This is a genomic window from Nonomuraea sp. NPDC004186 (assembly GCF_053603495.1).
This window is the reverse complement of the sequence record NZ_JBSGFQ010000028.1, coordinates 1-17,642: the sequence shown is the minus strand read 5'-3', so window position 1 is coordinate 17,642 and position 17,642 is coordinate 1. Positions and strand designations below refer to the sequence as shown.

Sequence of the window (17,642 nt, the reverse complement as noted above, 5' to 3'; positions counted from 1 at the left end):
AGCGGATGGGGGGGGTAGCCCAAGGTAGCGTGATCAGCGCGCGAGACGCCAGAGACGCACCGAAGGTCCGTCGCCCGGAAGCACGTCCCCGTCCTCGGCGTTGTAGAGGCCGTGCGCGTGGACGCCGAGGCGCAGCGGCGCGCCGGGCGCCCGCCGCACGCACACCAGGATCGACTCCTCGTACGTCTCCCGCGCGAAGACCAGGCAGTCGGCGTCGGCGTGCAGCCAGCGCAGGCCGCCGTGGCGCAGCGCGGGCTCGGCGCGGCGCAGCCCGAACAGCTCCCGGTAGGCCGCCAGCGTCGGGAGGTCCTGGTCCGCGGGCCGGTTCCAGGGCATCGGGGTACGGGAGTGCTCGCCGTTCACCCCGGTCAGGCCGAACTCGCTGCCCGCGAACACCATCGGCGTGCCCGGCAGCGTGGCCTGCAGGCCGAGCGCGAGCAGGTGGCGCTCGCGCGAGCCGGTGACGGTGCGGATGCGGGGCGAGTCGTGCGAGTCGAGCAGCTGCCAGGAGTGGACGAGCGAGCGCCACGACATGTGGGACGCGAACGACCGGAACGTGGCCAGCGCGGCCGTCCCGTCGCGCGCCGGGACGCCGCCCGGCACGCCGAGGAAGTGGTCGAGGTCCAGTTCGGGCCCGCGCAGCCAGGTCCAGACGGGGCGGGTGAAGCCGCCGTAGTTCATGGTGCCGTGCCAGCCGTCGCGGTCGAGGTCGGAGGAGGCGTCGTGGTTGTGCTCGGCGATGAACGCGGCCTCGGGGCCCAGCTCGGCCCGCAGCATGGCGGCGACCTCGTGGTTGTGGTCGTCGGCGGCCCGCCTGCCGGTCATGTTGGCCACGTCCACGCGCCAGCCGTCCAGCGGCCCGAGCCACTTCTTCAGCACGGCCCGCATGCGGGCGCGGACGAGCTCGCTGCCCCAGTTGAGCTTGGGCAGCGTCTTGACGCCCCACCAGGACTCGTAGTCGCCGGAGTCGGGGTCGAAGTAGAACATCTCGCGCTCGACCGCGTTCACGTCGGAGACGGCCGCGGTGAACCATTCGTGGGTGTCGCCGCAGTGGTTGGTGGTGATGTCGCCGAGCAGCCGCATGCCGCGGGCGTGCAGGGCGCCGGACAGGCGGTGCAGCGCCTCGTCGCCGCCGAGCAGAGGATCGACGTGCTCGAACGTGGAGGCGTTGTAGCGGTGGTTGGAGCGGGCGGGGAAGATCGGCGTCAGGTAGACGGTGTTCACGCCGAGGCTCTGGACGTGGTCGAGCCGCTGGGCGACGCCGTCGAGGTCGCCGCCGTAGAACTGCCCCGCGGTGCCGGGGCCGGCGGGGATGACCGGGTCGTGGTCCCAGTCGCGCGGCAGCGCCCAGTCGGGCAGGTCGCGCATGGGCCGGGAGCGGTCGAAGCGGTCGGGGAAGATCTGGTAGACGATCGCGTCCGACATCCAGGAGGGCGGCGGCTGATGGCACACGAGGCGGAAGTCGCCCGCGTCGGTCACGTCGTGGGTGACGAGCCCGGCCGCGGTCAGCCACGCCTGGCCGCCCCGCGTGGCGAGCAGGAACCGGTACGGGGTCACCGGGTTGACCGCGGTGATCTCGGCCCGCCACCAGACGTCCGTGCCGCCGTACCCGCCGGCCTCCCGCCGCGACGGGTCCGGCGCCGCCTCGGCGTAGCGCGGCTCGCCGTCGTGCACGGTACGCACGTGCACGCCCGTGATCCCGGCGGCCAGCGGCGCCCGCAGCCACAGCGTCACCCGCGAGCCGAGTGCGGGCTCCTGCTCGGAGACGTACAGAGCTGAGCCGTCGTGATGCGGCTCCCCGATGAAGCGCAAATGCACCTATCCCTTGACAGCCCCGGCGGTGAGCCCGGAGACGATGTACTTCTGCAACCAGAGGAACACACTCACCGTCGGAATCGCGGTAAGCAGCGTCGCCGCGGCGAACATGCCGAAGTTCGCGTTGCGGTGGTCGCCGGCGATCATCCCGTACATGCCGACGGCGAGGGTCTTGCTCTCGGGGTCGCGCAGGAACACGTTCGCCATGAGGAACTCGCTCATCGTGCCGATGAACGCCAGCAGCGCCGTGACCGCGAGGATCGGCGTGACCAGCGGCATGATGACCCGCCAGAAGATCTGCGCGTGCGTGGCCCCGTCCACGGTGGCGGCCTCGTCCAGCTCCTTCGGCACGGTGTCGAGGAAGCCCTTCATCAGCCAGGTGTTCACGCCGAGCGCGCCGCCGAGGTAGAGCAGCATCAGCCCCCACACGGTGTTGAACCCGAAGGCCGGATACAGCTCGGTCACCCTGGTGAAGATCATGAAGATCGTCACGATGGCCAGGAACTGCGGGAACATCTGGATGAGCAGCAGCGCCAGCAGCCCGACCCGGCGGCCCGCGAAGCGCATGCGGCTGAAGGCGTACGCGGCGAGCATCGACAGCAGCAGGCTCGCGAACGACGCCACCAGCGCGATGAACACCGAGTTGAAGAACCACCGGCCGAACGGGTAGCTGTCGGAGGTCAGCAGGTGGGCGAAGTTGGCCAGGCTGGCCCCGGTCGGCAGCAGGTCGGTGGAGGCCAGCGTGCCCATGGGGTTGATCGCGGCCGAGACCACGAACAGGATCGGGAAGAGCGCGAACGCGCACACGATCAGCACGAAGACGTGCCTGAGGGCGAGCTTCACGCGTAGACCTCCTCCTGCTTGCGGGTACGGCGGAACGCCACGGCCGAGATGACGGCCACGATCGTGAAGATGAACACCGAGACCGCCGCGGCGAAGCCGAACTGCGCCCCGCCCGCCCCGAACGCCAGCCTGAAGGTGTAGGTGATCAGCAGGTCCGTGCCGCCCACCTGCGGGTTGTCGGCCGGGAACGGCCCGCCCTCGGTGGTGAGCGCGATCGCGTTGAAGTTGTTGAAGTTGTAGGCGAACGACGAGATCAGCAGCGGCGTGAGCGCCACCAGCAGCAGCGGCAGCGTCACCCGCCGGAACGCCTTCCACGGCGTGGCCCCGTCGATGGCCGCCGCCTCGGTCAGCTCGCGCGGGATGGCCTGCAGCGCGCCGGTGGTGACGAGGAACATGTACGGGAAGCCGAGCCAGAGGTTGACCAGGATCACCCCGAACCGGGCGGTCCCGGTCTCGCCCAGCCAGTCGACGTTGGCGCCGAGAAGCTGGTTGATCAGGCCGAAGTCGCGGTTGAACATGTCACGCCAGACCAGCAGCATGGCGAAGGCGGGCATCGCGTACGGCAGGATCAGCGCGATCCGGTAGAAGCGGGTGCCGCGCATCCGCGGGTGGTGCAGCGCCAGCGCGACCGACATGCCGAGCGCGAACGTGCCGAGCACGGAGGCCAGCGCGAAGACCAGGTTCCAGCCGAACACCCCCGCGAAATATCCCGAAATAGTCGGATTTGTCAGCACCCGAGCGAAGTTGTCGAGGCCGACGCCGACCTGCCAGCCCTGCGCCAGGTGCTCGCCCTTGGCGTTGACGAAGAAGCCCTGGCTCTCGTCGGCCGTCCAGGTGTCGCCGTTGCCGCGCACGCAGTCGCAGCCGGCGTCGTACACGAGCGCCGCCTTGCCCTCGACGGCCCGGCTGAGCCCGTTCGCCTTGATCACGCCGTCGCCGGTCGGCACGGCCAGCGCGGAGATCTCCTGCCCGCGGGCTGCGGCCTCGGGCGTCTTGAGCACGGTCAGCCCTGGGGCCGCCAGCACCTTGCCGGTGACCCCGACCTGGGCGCCCGCCAGCGGCGACAGCCCCTTGGCGTCGCCCAGCCGCACCTGCTTGGTCTTGGGGTCGACCAGCAGGAACACCAGCTCGTCACCGCGCAGGGCGGCCGTCATGGCGTACTCGGGCGAGCCGGGGGTCTGGCGCACCGAGCCGGTCTCGATGGCGGTGACGGCGGCGGCCTTGTCGCCGCGGTGCCCGTCGCCGAAGTTCGTGAACGCGGTGGTGACCGTGTAGGCCACGGGGAACACCTGGAACGCGATCAGGAAGACGGTGCCGGGGACCAGATACTTGGCCGGGATGAAGCGGCGGGTCAGGTAGAGGTAGGCGATGGCCGCGCTGACGGCGCCCAGCAGCCCCAGCGAGACCCATGATTCGGCGGCGACCAGCGGCGGCGCGGCGTAGAGCAGGATCGCGGCGGCCACGGCCAGCACCGCGATCCTGCTCACCACGAACGCCGTGGTGATCTCCCGGCGGGGCCGTGGAGCCGCCTTGGGCTCCCCGCCTTTTCTTGGGGCCTCGCGCACGTCGAGGGTCATGATCAGTGCTTGAGCGAGCCGTCGATGGCCTTCTGCGCGGCCGCAGCGGCCTTGGCCGCGTCGCCGCCCTTGACGACGGCGTTCTCGGCGATGCCGAACGGCTCCCAGATGGCCGCCATCTCGGGGATGGCCGGCATCGGCAGGCCGTCCTTGCCCGCCTCCATGAACTTGACGGCGTCCGGGTCGCTCGCCTGGACCTCCTGGAGGGCGGCGGTCAGCGCCGGGGGCCGCGGGTCGGCCTCGTAGAGCGCCTTCGCGACGTCCTTGTTGGTCACGTAGTTGGCGACGAACTCCTGGGCCAGGGCCTTGTTCTTGCCCTTGGAGGCCACGAAGAACGTCTGCACGCCGACGAACGGGGTGGCGGGCTTGCCGCCCTTGAACGACGGGACGGCCGTGATGTCGTACGTGATGCCGCCCTTCTTGACCTCGCTCATCGCCCACGGGCCGGAGATCAGGTAGGCGCACTTGCCGCCGGCGAAGTTCACGATGTAGTTCTCGTTCGTGATCGACGTGCGCAGCGCGCCGTCACCCTTCTCGCCCAGGTCCTTGAGCTTGCCGAACGCCTTGACCGAGTCGGGCGAGCCGACCAGCACCTGCTTGGGGTCGGGGTCGCCGGTGGAGGTGGCGCCGAACAGCGCGCCGCCCGCGGAGGCGAAGATCGGGTAGACGTGGAAGGCGTCGCCCTTCTGGCCGACGGGGATGCAGAGCACCTCCTTGACCTTGCCGGCCGCCTTGAGCTCCTTGCCCTTGGCGATCATGTCCTCGATCGAGGCGGGCGCGTCGGGGGCGAGCTTGGTGTTGCGGATCAGGGCGATGTTCTCCACCGCGTACGGGGCGCCGTAGACCTGCCCGTTGAACGTCACGGCCTGCATCGCCTTGGCAGAGAAGGCGGCCTTCTGCTCGTCGGTCAGGGTGACGGGGTCGATGGCGCCGTTCTGCACGAGGTTGCCGATCCAGTCGTGCGCGCCGATCATGATGTCGGGGCCGCTGCCCTGCTGGGAGGCGGTGAGGAAGGTCGTCTGGTTGTCCTTGCTGATCTCCTTCACCTCGACGGTCACGCCGTTCTCGGTGCCGAACTGGTCGGCGAACGGCTTGAGCGGCTTGACGCGGCTGGGGTCGGCCCAGATCACGAGCGTGCCGCCGCTCTTGGCCGCCGGGGCGGAGGCGGACGCACCGGGTGCCGCCGGGGACGCCGACGGGGAAGCCGGCTGGGATTCGCCGCACGCCGTGGCGGCGAAAGCGAGGGTCGCGAGAGCGGCCACACCCAGAGCCCGCATGCGCATGGGACCTCCTGAGGTCACGCAGGAACGGCGGTGCCACGCGAGCGCCGCCGGAAGAAAGCTCTAACGTTTCCGGGACGTTAGCGGCTCTTTGCAAGAATTGGAAGAACTTGCGAAAGAGCGTTACGTGATCCTCACCGAACCCCGCGAAAGCGCCTCCCGCAAGCGGCCTCAGGCAGGAGTACGAGCGGGTCAGGGTGACGTATGCAACTTTCCGCAAGTTGCGCTTGACCCCGGCCGAACGACCGCGACATCCTTCACCACAACCTCACGGGACATCTCGGGCATCCAGGGAAGGACAGCCATGCTCGGCAACGACGACTGGTGGCGTGACGCCGTCGTGTACCAGGTCTACCCGCGCAGCTTCGCCGACGCGGACGGCGATGGCATGGGCGACCTCGCCGGCGTGCGCGACCGCCTCGGCTACCTCGCCGACCTGGGCGTGGACGCCATCTGGCTGAGCCCCTTCTACACCTCCCCCATGGCCGACGGCGGCTACGACGTGGCCGACTACCGGGACGTGGACCCCATGTTCGGCACGCTCGCCGACTTCGACGCTCTCATCGCCGACGCCCACGACAAGGGCATCAGGGTCATCGTGGACCTGGTGCCGAACCACTCCTCCGACCGGCACCCCTGGTTCCAGGCCGGGCTGCGCGACCGCTACATCTTCCGCGACGAGCCCAACGACTGGGAGTCGATCTTCGGCGGCCCCGCCTGGACGCAGGCGGCGGACGGGCAGTGGTACCTGCACCTGTTCGCCCCCGAGCAGCCGGACCTCAACTGGGAGAACCCGGACGTGCGCGCCGAGTTCCGCGACATCCTGCGCTTCTGGCTCGACCGGGGCGTGGACGGCTTCAGGGTCGACGTGGCGCACGGCATGATCAAGGCCGCCGGGCTGCCCGACGTGGGGCCGAAGGAGGGCCGCCAGGCCGAGATGCTCGGCGACGAGCAGCTCCCGTACTTCGACCAGGACGGCGTGCACGAGATCTACCGCGAGTGGCGGCCGATCCTCGACTCCTACCCCGGCGGCCGGATGGCGGTGGCCGAGGCGTGGGTGTCCTCCCCCGAGCGGCTGGCCCGCTACGTCGGGCCCGACGAGCTGCACCAGGCGTTCTCGTTCGAGTTCATGATGGCCGACTTCCACGCCAAGTCGTTCCGTACCGTCATCGAGAAGGCGCTGAAGGAGTCGGAGCTGGTCGGCGCGCCCACCACGTGGGTGCTGTCGAACCACGACAAGCCCCGCCACGTCACCCGCCACGGCGGCCTGGCCCGCGCCCGGGCGGCCACGGTGCTCATGCTGGCCCTGCCCGGCTCGGCCTACCTCTACAACGGCGAGGAGCTGGGCCTGCCCGAGGTGCTCGACCTGCCGGACGAGCTGCGCCAGGACCCGGCCTTCCGGCGCACCGGCGAGAGCCGCGACGGCTGCCGGGTGCCGATCCCGTGGACCGCCTCCGGCGACTTCGGCTGGCGCGACCCCTGGCTGCCGATCCCCGCCTCGTGGGGGCCGCTGTCGGCCGAGGCCCAGGAGCACGACCCCGCCTCCACCCTGAACCTCTACCGCGCCGCGCTGAAGCTCCGCAGGGAGCACCCGGCGCTCGGCGGCGGCACCGTGACGTGGCTCGACTCCCCCAAGGACGTGCTGGCCATCGAGCGCGACCCGGGGCTGGTCGTGGTGCTCAACACGGGCGAGGAGCCGGTGCGGCTCGACCTGGGCGGCGAGGTGCTGCTGTCCAGCGGCCCGCTGGCCGAGGACGGGGCCATCCCGCCGGACACCGCGGTCTGGATCCAGCGCTGACCGGATCCGGCCCCGGGGTTGGGGGAATCTTTCCCTTAACGCGGCAAATGTCGGTAATCACGCTCGGTAACCTCACAGGGTGCCACCCTGGTGGGCCAGATCCCTGCGCGGACGCGTCACCCTCATCGCGACGGCTGTAGCCGCCCTCGTGCTCATCCCCGTGGCCGTCGCCGGGGTGATCACCGCCAGATCGCTGATGACGGCCAGCGTCTTCCGCGACACCCGGGACACGGCCGAGCGGATCGCGTACGAGATGCGCGGCGGCGCGCTGCCCATGGGCGCCGCCATCCCGGTGCCCAACCCGCCGGTGGACCTGATCCAGGTCGTCGGCCCCAACGGGCAGATCCTGGCCAGCAGCGACGCGGCCAGGAACCTGCCGCCGCTCAGCGACATCCGCCCCACGCCCGAGAACCGGGTGGTCAGCGTGATGAACTGCCTGCCGACCGAGTGCATCCACGTCACGGCCGTCCGGGTGAGCCTGTTCGCCGACTCCCCCGTGGTCTACGCGGGCCGCAGCACACCCGACCTGCTGGCCAACCGCGGCCTGGAAGTGGTGGTGTTCATCGAGGTCGGGGTGCTGATCGGGCTGGCGTCGTGGGCCACGTGGCTGGTCACGGGGCGCGCGCTGAGGCCGGTGGCGACCCTGCGGGCCGAGCTGGACGCCGTACACGCGGGCGACCTGAGCCGGCGCGTCACGCAGCCGCCGGGCCAGGACGAGGTGTCCCAGCTCGCCAGGTCCGTCAACGGCACGCTGGCCCGGCTGGAACGCTCGGCCCAGCAGCAGCGCCAGTTCGCCTCCGACGCCTCGCACGAGCTGCGCACCCCCATCGCGGGCCTGCGCGCCCAGCTGGAGAGCGCCCAGCTCTATCCCGACGACACCGACGTCGAGGCGCTGGTGGACAGCGCGCTGCGCGACACCGACCGCCTGGAGGCCATCATCACCGACCTGCTGCTGCTGGCCAGGATCGGCTCCCGGGTGGACGTGGCCAAGGAGCGGGTGGACCTCGCCGAGTTGGTGCGCCAGGAGCTGACCGTGCGCTGCGACAAGGTGCCCGTGCACGTGGAACTGACCGAGGGGGTGGTGGTCGAGGGCGTACGGCTCCAGCTCGCCAGGGTGCTGACGAACCTGCTGGACAACGCCCAGCGCCACGCCGAGCACACGGTCCAGGTCGAGGTCCGCAGGGAGGGCGAGCACACGGCGCTGCTGGCGGTCGAGAACGACGGCGTGGAGATCGCCGAGGAGGATCGCGAGCGCATCTTCCAGCGCTTCACCCGCCTGGACGCCGCCCGCAGCCGCGATGCCGGCGGAACGGGTCTGGGCCTGGCCATCGCGCGTGACGTCGTGGTGGCCCATGGGGGCCAGATCACCGTTGAGGACCGTGTGGGCGGGGCGCGATTTGTGTTGAGACTTCCGGCTGTTTGACCGCTTTTCGTAGATTTCCGGTGCTCAAGTCATAGATCATGGTGTCATGACGGAACAAGCGCCGCAGGGCGTCGACCCTCACATCCCTAACGCGGCGCGCATGTACGACTACTTCCTGGGTGGCAAGGACAATTTCCAGGCCGACAGGGATCTGGCCGAGCTGGTCCTGAGCGCGGTTCCCGAAACCCGTGAAGGCACCAGGGAGAACCGGGCGCTCATTGGCCGGTTCGTGCGTTACCTGTGCGAACAGGGCATCACGCAGTTCCTTGACCTCGGCTCCGGCCTGCCGGCGCAGGAGAACGTGCACGAGGTCGCGCTCCGCCACACCCCCGATGCCCGCGTGGTCTACGTGGACAACGACCCGGTGGTGGCCACGCACGGCAGGGCCCTGCTGGCCGACCCGGAGCGGGTGGCCATGGTGCTGGGCGACGTGCGCCGGCCGAAGGAGATCCTGGCCAACCCCGAAGTGCGCGCGCTCCTGGACTTCGAGCGGCCGGTGGCCGTGCTGATGATGTTCATCCTGCATCTGATCCCCGACGAGGACGACCCGAGCACGTTCGTGGCCGGCTACCGCGAGGCGATGGCGCCGGGCAGCTATCTGGCCATCTCGCACGTGGGCAGCGACTCCCACTCGGCGCTGACGGACCGGGTGGTCGAGTTCTACCAGCGGGCCAACATGCCGTTCAGGCCGCGACCCGGCAAGGAGATCGCGGCCTTCTTCGGTGACTTCGAGTTCATCCCGCCCGGCCACCTCGCCAACGGCATCGGGCCGGAGCTCGGGTGGCCGTACATCGATCGCGACATCCCGATCTTCCTCGACGCGGACATGTCGCGGCTGGGCTACGCGGGCATCGCCCGCAAGCCCTAGACCTTCGACAGCTCCCGGTCGCCTGACTCGTCGGGACCGGGGCGGTTGTCGTCGTCGTCCTCGTCCAGCAGCGTGGCCTCGTCGAACGGCGCGTTCCCGGCGAGCACCTCATTCGCGCGCTCCCGGTCGAAGTCGCCGGTCCAGACGGCGACCAGCACGGTGGCGACGGAGTTGCCGGCGAAGTTAGTCAGCGCCCTGGCCTCGGACATGAAGCGGTCGATGCCCACGATGAGGCCGACGCCGTCGACCAGCGCGGGACGGTGCGCCTGCAGCCCGCCGGCCAGCGTGGCCAGCCCGGCCCCGGTCACGCCCGCGGCGCCCTTGGAGGCGATCATCATGAACAGCAGCAGCGCGATCTGCTCGCCGAACTGCAGCGGCGCCCCGGTGGCCTCGGCGATGAACAGCGTGGCCATGGTCAGGTAGATCGCGGTGCCGTCGAGGTTGAAGGAGTAGCCGGTCGGCACGGTGATGCCGGCCACGGTCTTGCTCACACCCAGGTGCTCCATCTTGGCGATGAGCCTGGGCAGGGCCGTCTCCGACGAGGAGGTGGACAGGATGAGCAGGAACTCGCGGCCCAGGTACTTCAGCAGCGACCACAGGTTGATCCGGGCGACCAGCCACAGGATCGAGCCGAGCACGACGCCGACGAACAGCAGGCACGTGATGTAGAAGGCGACCATGATGATCGCCAGGCTCTTGAGCGCCTCCAGCCCGGTCTCCCCGACGACCGCGGCGATCGCGCCGAACGCGCCGACGGGCGCGGCCCACATGATCATGGCGAGGATGCGGAACGTCAGCCGCTGGAAGTGCTCGATGGTGCGCAGGATCGGCTCGCCCTTGGCGCCCATGGCCTGGATCGCGAACCCGGCCAGCAGCGCCACGAGCAGCGCCTGCAGCACCGAGCCGCCGGTGAGCGAGGACACCAGCGTCTTCGGGATGATGCCGAGCAGGAAGTCGACCGTGGTGGACTCGCCGCCCTTGGCCGCCTGCGCCTCCGCGGCCTGCTTGGCGGCGTCGCTGAGGTGCAGCCCCGAACCCGGGTCGATGACGTTGCCGACCAGCAGGCCGATGAGCAGGGCTACCGTGGACATGACGATGAAGTAGCCGAGCGCGAGGCCGCCGACCTTGCCGACCTTGGCCGCCTGGCGTACCGAGCCGATGCCCAGCACGATCGTGCAGAAGATGATCGGCCCGATCACCATCTGGATGAGCGCGACGAAGCCGGTGCCGAGCGGTTTGAGCTCCTTGCCCACATCCGGCCAGACGAATCCGACCAGGATGCCGAGTAGGACCGCCCCGATGACGGCCAGATAGAGGTAGCGAGTGCGATCACGCATGGGGGGCTCTCCAGCGGTGATGGAATGACCTTCTAGACGCCCGAGTATGCCCCTCACAGTGACATAGGTCACCATTGAGTAAGTTTCGTTCACAGGGGAGATGTCAGATGCGGCGCTGGAGCCTGGCGGGCCAGATGCTGGTCCTGCAGCTGCTCGTGGTCGCCGTCACGGTGGCGGGCCTCGCGGTGCTCGCGCTCGTGCAGGCGCACGAGCTGCTCACCGACGAGGCGAGCAGCAAGGCCAGGGCCGTCGCGGTGAGCGTGGCCGCCTCGCCCAGCGTGCTGGCCGCCCTCGACGACCCGAACCCGTCCGTACGGCTGCAGCCGTACGCCGAGCAGGTACGCCACCAGACGGGCGTCGACTTCATCACCATCATGAAACCCGACGGCACCCGCTACACCCACCCGAACCCCGCCGAGATCGGCAAGCACTACCTCGGCCACACCGAGCGGGCGCTGGCGGGCGAGACGTTCACCGAGACCTACCCCGGCACACTCGGCGAGTCCAGGCGGGTGGTGACCCCCGTCATGTCGGACGGCCGGGTCCGGGCGCTGGTCAGCGCGGGCATCACGATCAACAAGATCAGCGCCAGGGTCCGCGACCAGCTCGCCTGGGGCGGCCTCATCGTCGCGCTCGCGCTCTCGCTGGGCGCCGCCGGCACCTGGCTGGTCACCGCGCGGCTGCGCCGCCAGACGCACGGCCTCGGCCCGGTGGAGCTGGGCCGCATCCACGAGCACCACGACGCCGTCCTGCACGCCGTCCGGGAGGGCCTGCTGCTGGTGGGCAAGGACGGCACGCTGACGCTCTGCAACGACGCCGCCAGGATGCTGCTCGGCCTGCCCGCCGACGCCGAAGGGCGGCACGTGGACGAACTCGGCCTCTCGGAGGTGCTGGCCGACGACGACGAGCGCGTCCACCTGGTCGGCGACCGCGTCCTCGCGGTCAACAGCGCCGCCAGCCGGCTCGGCACCGTCGTGACCGTGCGCGACCACACCGAACTCCAGGCGCTGACCGGGCAGCTCAACGCCGAGCGCGACTTCGCCGACTCGCTGCGCTCGGCCGCCCACGAGGCCGCCAACCGGCTGCACACCGTCATCACGCTGGTGGAGCTGGGCCGTACCGAACAGGCCGTGGCGCTCGGCACGGCGGAGCTGCGCGCCGCGCAGGAGCTGACCGACCGGGTGGTCGGCGCGGTACGCGAGCCGGTGCTCGCCGCGCTGCTGCTCGGCAAGAGCGCCGAGGCCGCCGAACGCGGCGCCGAGCTCGTGATCAGCCAGGACAGCGAGCTCGACGACCTGGGCCTCGACCCGCGCGAGCTCGTCACGATCGTGGGCAACCTGATCGACAACGCCATCGAGGCGGCCTCCCGGGTGGAGGTCCACCTCAGCGCGGGCGGCGGCGCGGTCCTCATCAGGGTCGCCGACAACGGCCCCGGGCTGGCCGACCCGCAGGCGTTCGCGAAGGGCTGGACCACCAAGGGCGACGGGCGCGGGCTGGGGCTGGCGCTGGTGGGGCAGGCGGTGCGGCGGCTGGGCGGCACCATCGACGTGAAGGGCTCGGTGTTCACCGTGCGACTGCCGGTGCCGGAGCGGGTGCGATGACCATCTCGGCGCCGGGATCGGGCGCGAAGATATCCGTGCTCGTCGTGGAGGACGAGGAGATCACGGCCGAGGCCAACCGCATCTACATCGAGCGGACCCCGGGCTTCGAGGTGGCCGGCGTGGTCAGGACCGGCGGCGCTGCCCTGCGGTTCCTGCGCGGCAAGCCCGTGGACCTCGTCCTGCTCGACCTGTACCTGCCGGACATGCACGGGCTGGAGGTGTGCCGGGCGATCCGCGCGGGCGGGCTCATGTGCGACGTGATCGCCGTCACCTCGGCCCGCGACCTGGCCATGGTGCGCTCCGCGGTCTCCCTCGGCATCTCCCAGTACCTGCTCAAACCGTTCACCTACGCGACACTCTCCGAAAAGCTGACGCGTTACGCCCGGTTCAAGGACGAGGCGGGCCTTGCCGTCGGGCAAGGGGACGTGGACCGGGTCCTCGGCACCCTTCGGGGCAGCTCAGAGCTGCCGAAGGGCATGGCGCGCGACACCCTCGACACGGTCGCCGCGAAGCTGCGCGACAGCCCCGAGGGCATGGCCGCCCAAGCCGTGGCCGACGCGATCGGAGTGTCCCGCGTGACGGCCCGCCGCTACCTGGAATACCTGGTCGAGCGGGGGGTGGCCGCCCGCATCCCGCAATACGGAGGAGTCGGCCGGCCAGAACTCCTCTACCGGATCCCCATGGAAAGTTAATGATGGTGACGCTGGCCGTTCAATCCGGGCCTCTAGCTTCTGGTGCAGTCCGATGCACTGAGGAGACAGATCTTGCGAGTCCTGGCCGTAGTTCCCGCCCGCGGAGGTTCGGCGGGCGTACCCCTGAAGAACCTCGCCCTGGTCGGCGGCGTCCCGCTGGTCACCCGAGCGGTACGGGCCGCCCGGCGGGCCGAGCTCGTGGACCAGGTCGTGGTCAGCACCGACCACGCGGGCATCGCCGAGACCGCCCGTGAGGCGGGGGCGATCGTCGTGGAGCGGCCCGAGGAGCTGAGCGGCGCGACCGCCTCCAGCGAGTCGGCGGTGCTGCACGCGCTCGACGTCCTCGGCGAGGACCCCGAGGTCGTCGTGCTGGTGCAGTGCACCAGCGCGTTCATCGACCCGGAGAACCTGTCCGAGGCCGTGCGCAAGGTGCTGGACGGGGAGGCCGACTCGGTCGTGTCGGGGCTGCCGACGCACGAGTTCCTGTGGACCGCCGCCGGAGGCGGCATCAACCACGACCCCGCCGTCCGGCAGCGCCGCCAGGACCGCGACCCCGAGTTCCGCGAGAACGGCGCCTTCTACGTCATGCGCACCTCCGGCCTGCGCGAGCACGGCCACCGCTTCTTCGGCCAGGTCGCCGTCCAGCCGGTGTCGCCCAAGCACGCGGTCGAGATCGACAACCCGGATGACCTGGAGCTGGTGCGCGCGCTCGCCCCGTTCATCGACGAGCCCGAGCCGATCGACGTGGACGCCGTCATCACCGACTTCGACGGCGTGCACACCGACGACCGCGCCTACGTCGACTCCGACGGCCGCGAGATGGTGCTCGTCAGCCGCTCCGACGGGATGGGCATCGCGCTGCTGAAGCGGTCCGGGGTGAAGGTGCTGGTCATGTCCACCGAGCACAACCCGGTGGTGGCCGCCCGCGCCCGCAAGCTCGGCGTCCCCGTGCTGCAGGGCCTGGCCGAGAAGCGGACCGTGCTGCGCGACTGGCTGACCATCGAGGGCCTCGACCCGGCCCGCGTCGCCTACGTCGGCAACGACGTCAACGACCTGGGCCCGATGGCCGAGGTCGGCTGGGCCATCGCCACCCCCGACGCCCACCCGCGCGTGCGCGCCGCCGCCAGGGTCGTGCTGACCAGGGCCGGCGGGTCCGGCGCCGTGCGCGAGCTGTGCGACCGCGTCGTGGCCGCCCGGCCCGAGCCGCCCGCGGCCGAGGTCCGCACGCGGCCCAGGCTCGGCCCCGTCGCGATCGGCGACGTCCTGGTCGGCGACGGCGAGCCCGTGTACGTGATCGGCGAGATCGGCATCAACCACAACGGCGACATCGACATCGCCCGCCGCCTCATCGACGTGGCGGCCGAGGCCGGTTGCCAGGCGGTCAAGTTCCAGAAGCGCACCCCCGCGATCTGCGTGCCCGAGGAGCAGAAGGGCCAGATCAGGCAGACGCCGTGGGGCGAGATGACGTACCTGGAGTACAAGGAGCGGACCGAGTTCGGTTACGACGAGTACCGGCAGATCGCGAAATACTGCGACGAGCGCGGCCTGCACTGGTTCGCCTCGCCGTGGGACGTTCCCTCCGTGGAGTTCCTGGAGGAGATGGACGTCCTCGTCCACAAGGTGGCCTCGGCCAGCGTCGCCGACCACGAGCTGCTGCGGGTCCTGGCCGCCACCGGCAAGCCGATCATCCTGTCCACCGGCATGTCCACGCTGTCGGAGATCGACGCGGCCGTCGAGATCCTCGGCACCGACAAGCTGATCATGATGCACGCGACGTCCACGTACCCGCTGCCGCCGGAAGAGGCGAACCTGCGCACGATCACCACGCTCAAGGAGCGCTACGGCGTGCCCGTCGGCTACTCCGGCCACGAGCGCGGCCTGCAGATCTCCCTGGCCGCGGTCACGCTCGGCGCGGTCACCGTGGAGCGGCACATCACGCTCGACCGCACCATGTGGGGCTCCGACCACGCCGCCTCGCTGGAGCCGGCCGGCCTCGAGCACCTCGTCCGTGACATCCGCATCATCGAGCAGGCCATGGGCGACGGCGTCAAGCGCGTCTTCCCCGGCGAGGAGGCTCCCAAGGCCCGCCTGCGCCGGGTGACCGTCTGACCTCGTCCGCACTCTGGAGAGACCACTCTTGATCACTCTCTCGGTCGTCGTGCCGGTGCTGAACGGCGAGAAGTACATCGCCGACACACTGTCGTCGCTCTGCCGCAACGCCCGGCACGACTTCGAGTTCATCGTCGTCAACGACGGGTCCACGGACGCCACCGCGGACATCGTCGACGACTTCACCCGCGACCTGCCCGGGCTGACCATGCTGCGCAACCCGGCCCCCGTCGGGCTGGCCGACGCCCGCAACACGGGCCTGTCGGCCGCCTCCGGCCGGTATGTCACGTTCATGGACGCCGACGACTGGCTCGCCCCGGGCTACCTGGCACGGCTCGTCGAGGCGATCGACGGGCTCGGCTGCGACTTCGTACGCGCCGACCACGTGCAGGTCGAGGGCCGCAAACGGGTCGTGCACCGCGCCCCCATGGCGCGGAGGGGCGTGGTGCTCGACCCACGGGAGGTGATCCTGCCCGCCGGCGTGCGGACCATGGTCGACTACCCGTACGCGTGGGCCGGGATCTACCGGCGCTCCCTTCGCGACCTGCTGCACTTCCCCGGCTCCCTGCACACCGCCGAGGACCGGCCGTGGATCTGGCGCCTGCACCGGGAGGCCGCCACGTTCGCGGTGGTGTCGCTGGCCGGAGTGTTCTACCGCCGACTGGTGTCCGGGTCGCTGACCCAGGTCGGCGACGAGCGCCAGCTGCACTTCTTCGACGCGTTCGACCTGGTGTTCAAGGATCTCGAGCCGGAGTTCCTGCCCAAGGCGGTGCGGAACTTCTGCGCGCTGCTCGCCCACCACCTGGAGATCGCCGACCGGTTCACCCCGGCGCTGCGCTCCCGCTTCGAGGAGCGCGGCGCCCACATGGTGCGCGCCCTGCCCGCCGAGCTGGTGTCGGAGTCGGTGGCGCGCATGTCCGTCGAACGCGAGACCACGCTGCGGGCCCTGGTGCCCGACCTGCCGCCCAGCCCGCACGTCCGGGTCCGCCGCGACCGGGAGGAGACATAGTGAAGGTCTTCTACGCCTCGACGCTGTTCGGCGCGATGTCGCTGGCCGCCGCCATCGACGACGGCCGCTTCGGCGACGGGCGCCGCGTCCTGATCGTGTCGAACAACGCGGCCATCCCCGAGGTGACGGCGCCGCTCGACAGGTCGCCCGGCTTCGCCGTGCTGCGCTCGCGCTTCGACGCGGTGCACTCGTGGAACGACCTCATCGCGCCGCTGCACCCCTCCGACTGGCGCGCCCGCGTCATCGAGGTGCCGATGATGGAGCGCCTCATCCGCTCCGTCTGGGGCCTGGACGGGGTCGAGGAGCTGGTGCTGGAGTCCATCGCGGTGCCCCCGGCCCGGACCATCGCCGGGCTGGTGCGCGACTGCCCGATCACCGTCTACTCCGACGGCCTGATGAGCTACGGCCCCACCCGCGACCCGCTGCCGGCGGAGATCTACCGCCGCATCGGCCGCCTGTTCCACCTGGACCTCGTGCCGGGCCTGACCCCGCTGCTGCTCAGCGAGTACGACGTCGCACCCTCGATCCTGCCGGACGAGCGGTTCATGTCGGTCGTGCACGAGGTCACCGCCACCGCCCCCGACATGCTGCCCGGGCAGGCGATGATCCTCGGCCAGTACCTGTCGGCCCTGGAGATCGTCACCCCGGAGGAGGAGGCGGCGCTGCACGAGACGATGCTCAAGGCCCTGGCCGCGCGCGGCTACACCGACATCGTCTTCAAGCCGCACCCGGCCGCGGGACGGCGGCACGCCCAGCTCCTGCGGGCCGCGGCCGAACCCCTGGGCGTGCGGCTGTCGGTGGCCGCCGAGAGCGTACCCGCCGAGGTGTGCTTCGCGGCGCTGCGGCCCGAACTGGTCGTGGGCTGCTTCTCGACCGGGCTGCTGACCGCGCAGCGCTACTTCGGGCTGCAGGTGGCCGCGTACGGCACGGAGCTGGTGCTCGACCGGCTGGCGCCGTACGAGAACAGCAACCGGATCCCCGTCACGATCGTGGACGCGCTGCTGCCCCGGCTGTCGCCGGACGGCGGCATCGAGCACCCGACGGCGGTGGACCTGCGCGGGCTCGTCCGGGCGGTGGGCTACTGCATGCAGGCCGAGACGTACCCGGAGCTGCGGCCGGCGAGCATCGAGTTCGACGCCCGCTACTTCAAGCGCAAGCGCCTGGAGACCCTCGGCCTGGTGGCCCGCCCCACGGCGCTCACCCGGCTGCGCCGGAAGATCCGCTCGGCGATCTGACGTCTCTCCCCCGAAAGGCGGGCACCCCCACCACCCGGGGTGGGGCATAGAGAAA

General features: G+C 70.7%; 13 protein-coding genes. 8 read left to right on the top strand and 5 right to left on the bottom strand.

All coding sequences use genetic code 11. From position 1 onward, the window contains the following. Nucleotides 1-33: 33 nt before the first annotated feature. Genes ACWEPL_RS23005 through ACWEPL_RS22990 form a run of 4 tightly spaced genes read right to left on the bottom strand, consistent with a single transcriptional unit; the run spans nucleotide 34 to nucleotide 5,518 of the window. Nucleotides 34-1,818 (bottom strand): glycoside hydrolase family 13 protein, encoded by a 1,785-nt coding sequence (locus tag ACWEPL_RS23005; protein ID WP_452437406.1) that lies wholly within the window; start codon nucleotides 1,816-1,818, stop codon nucleotides 34-36. Beyond that, nucleotides 1,819-2,658: a sugar ABC transporter permease gene (locus ACWEPL_RS23000; protein WP_319714304.1), complete on the bottom strand. Its 840-nt coding sequence runs from the start codon at nucleotides 2,656-2,658 to the stop codon at nucleotides 1,819-1,821. It lies immediately after the preceding gene. Next, nucleotides 2,655-4,235 (bottom strand): ABC transporter permease subunit, encoded by a 1,581-nt coding sequence (locus ACWEPL_RS22995; RefSeq protein WP_350726856.1) that lies wholly within the window; start codon nucleotides 4,233-4,235, stop codon nucleotides 2,655-2,657. The genes ACWEPL_RS23000 and ACWEPL_RS22995 overlap by 4 nt, the downstream gene beginning before the upstream one ends. A gap of 2 nt (nucleotides 4,236-4,237) precedes the next feature. Beyond that, nucleotides 4,238-5,518: a sugar ABC transporter substrate-binding protein gene (locus ACWEPL_RS22990; protein WP_363964268.1), complete on the bottom strand. Its 1,281-nt coding sequence runs from the start codon at nucleotides 5,516-5,518 to the stop codon at nucleotides 4,238-4,240. Nucleotides 5,519-5,819: 301 nt separating this feature from the next. Here ACWEPL_RS22990 and ACWEPL_RS22985 point away from each other — a divergent pair, with 301 nt between their 5' ends. The 3 genes from ACWEPL_RS22985 (at nucleotide 5,820) to ACWEPL_RS22975 (ending at nucleotide 9,604) form a co-directional block, all read left to right on the top strand. Further along, nucleotides 5,820-7,313 carry a glycoside hydrolase family 13 protein gene (locus ACWEPL_RS22985; RefSeq protein WP_452437405.1) on the top strand — a complete coding sequence of 498 codons (1,494 nt, stop codon included), beginning with the start codon at nucleotides 5,820-5,822 and terminating at the stop codon, nucleotides 7,311-7,313. A gap of 79 nt (nucleotides 7,314-7,392) precedes the next feature. Further along, a complete protein-coding gene (locus ACWEPL_RS22980) occupies nucleotides 7,393-8,736 on the top strand; it encodes a sensor histidine kinase (RefSeq protein WP_363964264.1) in 1,344 nt (447 codons plus the stop codon). A 46-nt stretch (nucleotides 8,737-8,782) separates the two neighbouring features. Next, nucleotides 8,783-9,604, top strand: coding sequence for an SAM-dependent methyltransferase (locus ACWEPL_RS22975; protein WP_363964262.1), 822 nt, complete (start codon nucleotides 8,783-8,785; stop codon nucleotides 9,602-9,604). Here ACWEPL_RS22975 and ACWEPL_RS22970 read toward each other — a convergent pair. Continuing rightward, a complete protein-coding gene (locus ACWEPL_RS22970; protein WP_363964260.1) occupies nucleotides 9,601-10,941 on the bottom strand; it encodes a cation:dicarboxylate symporter family transporter in 1,341 nt (446 codons plus the stop codon). The genes ACWEPL_RS22975 and ACWEPL_RS22970 overlap by 4 nt on opposite strands. A 107-nt stretch (nucleotides 10,942-11,048) precedes the next feature. On the opposite strand from ACWEPL_RS22970, the gene ACWEPL_RS22965 reads away from it, so the two are divergent. The 5 genes from ACWEPL_RS22965 (at nucleotide 11,049) to ACWEPL_RS22945 (ending at nucleotide 17,587) form a co-directional block, all read left to right on the top strand. Then, complete coding sequence (locus ACWEPL_RS22965; protein WP_452437404.1) at nucleotides 11,049-12,542, top strand: sensor histidine kinase; 1,494 nt, start codon at nucleotides 11,049-11,051, stop codon at nucleotides 12,540-12,542. Further along, complete coding sequence (locus tag ACWEPL_RS22960; RefSeq protein ID WP_452437403.1) at nucleotides 12,539-13,234, top strand: response regulator; 696 nt, start codon at nucleotides 12,539-12,541, stop codon at nucleotides 13,232-13,234. The genes ACWEPL_RS22965 and ACWEPL_RS22960 overlap by 4 nt, the downstream gene beginning before the upstream one ends. Nucleotides 13,235-13,306: 72 nt before the next feature. Beyond that, nucleotides 13,307-15,343 (top strand): N-acetylneuraminate synthase family protein, encoded by a 2,037-nt coding sequence (locus ACWEPL_RS22955; protein ID WP_452437402.1) that lies wholly within the window; start codon nucleotides 13,307-13,309, stop codon nucleotides 15,341-15,343. Between the two features lie 28 nt (nucleotides 15,344-15,371). After that, nucleotides 15,372-16,352, top strand: coding sequence for a glycosyltransferase family 2 protein (locus tag ACWEPL_RS22950; protein WP_452437401.1), 981 nt, complete (start codon nucleotides 15,372-15,374; stop codon nucleotides 16,350-16,352). Then, complete coding sequence (locus ACWEPL_RS22945) at nucleotides 16,352-17,587, top strand: polysialyltransferase family glycosyltransferase (protein ID WP_350726837.1); 1,236 nt, start codon at nucleotides 16,352-16,354, stop codon at nucleotides 17,585-17,587. The genes ACWEPL_RS22950 and ACWEPL_RS22945 overlap by 1 nt, the downstream gene beginning before the upstream one ends. Nucleotides 17,588-17,642 lie beyond the last annotated feature (55 nt).

What these genes read in the sequence shown, in the direction of transcription:
- ACWEPL_RS22975 (WP_363964262.1), top strand. Translation starts at nt 8,783, where the DNA reads ATGACGGAACAAGCGCCGCAGGGCGTCGACCCTCACATCCCTAACGCG.
- ACWEPL_RS22990 (WP_363964268.1), bottom strand. Translation starts at nt 5,518, where the DNA reads ATGCGCATGCGGGCTCTGGGTGTGGCCGCTCTCGCGACCCTCGCTTTC.
- ACWEPL_RS22965 (WP_452437404.1), top strand. Translation starts at nt 11,049, where the DNA reads ATGCGGCGCTGGAGCCTGGCGGGCCAGATGCTGGTCCTGCAGCTGCTC.
- ACWEPL_RS22960 (WP_452437403.1), top strand. Translation starts at nt 12,539, where the DNA reads ATGACCATCTCGGCGCCGGGATCGGGCGCGAAGATATCCGTGCTCGTC.
- ACWEPL_RS22995 (WP_350726856.1), bottom strand. Translation starts at nt 4,235, where the DNA reads ATGACCCTCGACGTGCGCGAGGCCCCAAGAAAAGGCGGGGAGCCCAAG.
- ACWEPL_RS22970 (WP_363964260.1), bottom strand. Translation starts at nt 10,941, where the DNA reads ATGCGTGATCGCACTCGCTACCTCTATCTGGCCGTCATCGGGGCGGTC.
- ACWEPL_RS22985 (WP_452437405.1), top strand. Translation starts at nt 5,820, where the DNA reads ATGCTCGGCAACGACGACTGGTGGCGTGACGCCGTCGTGTACCAGGTC.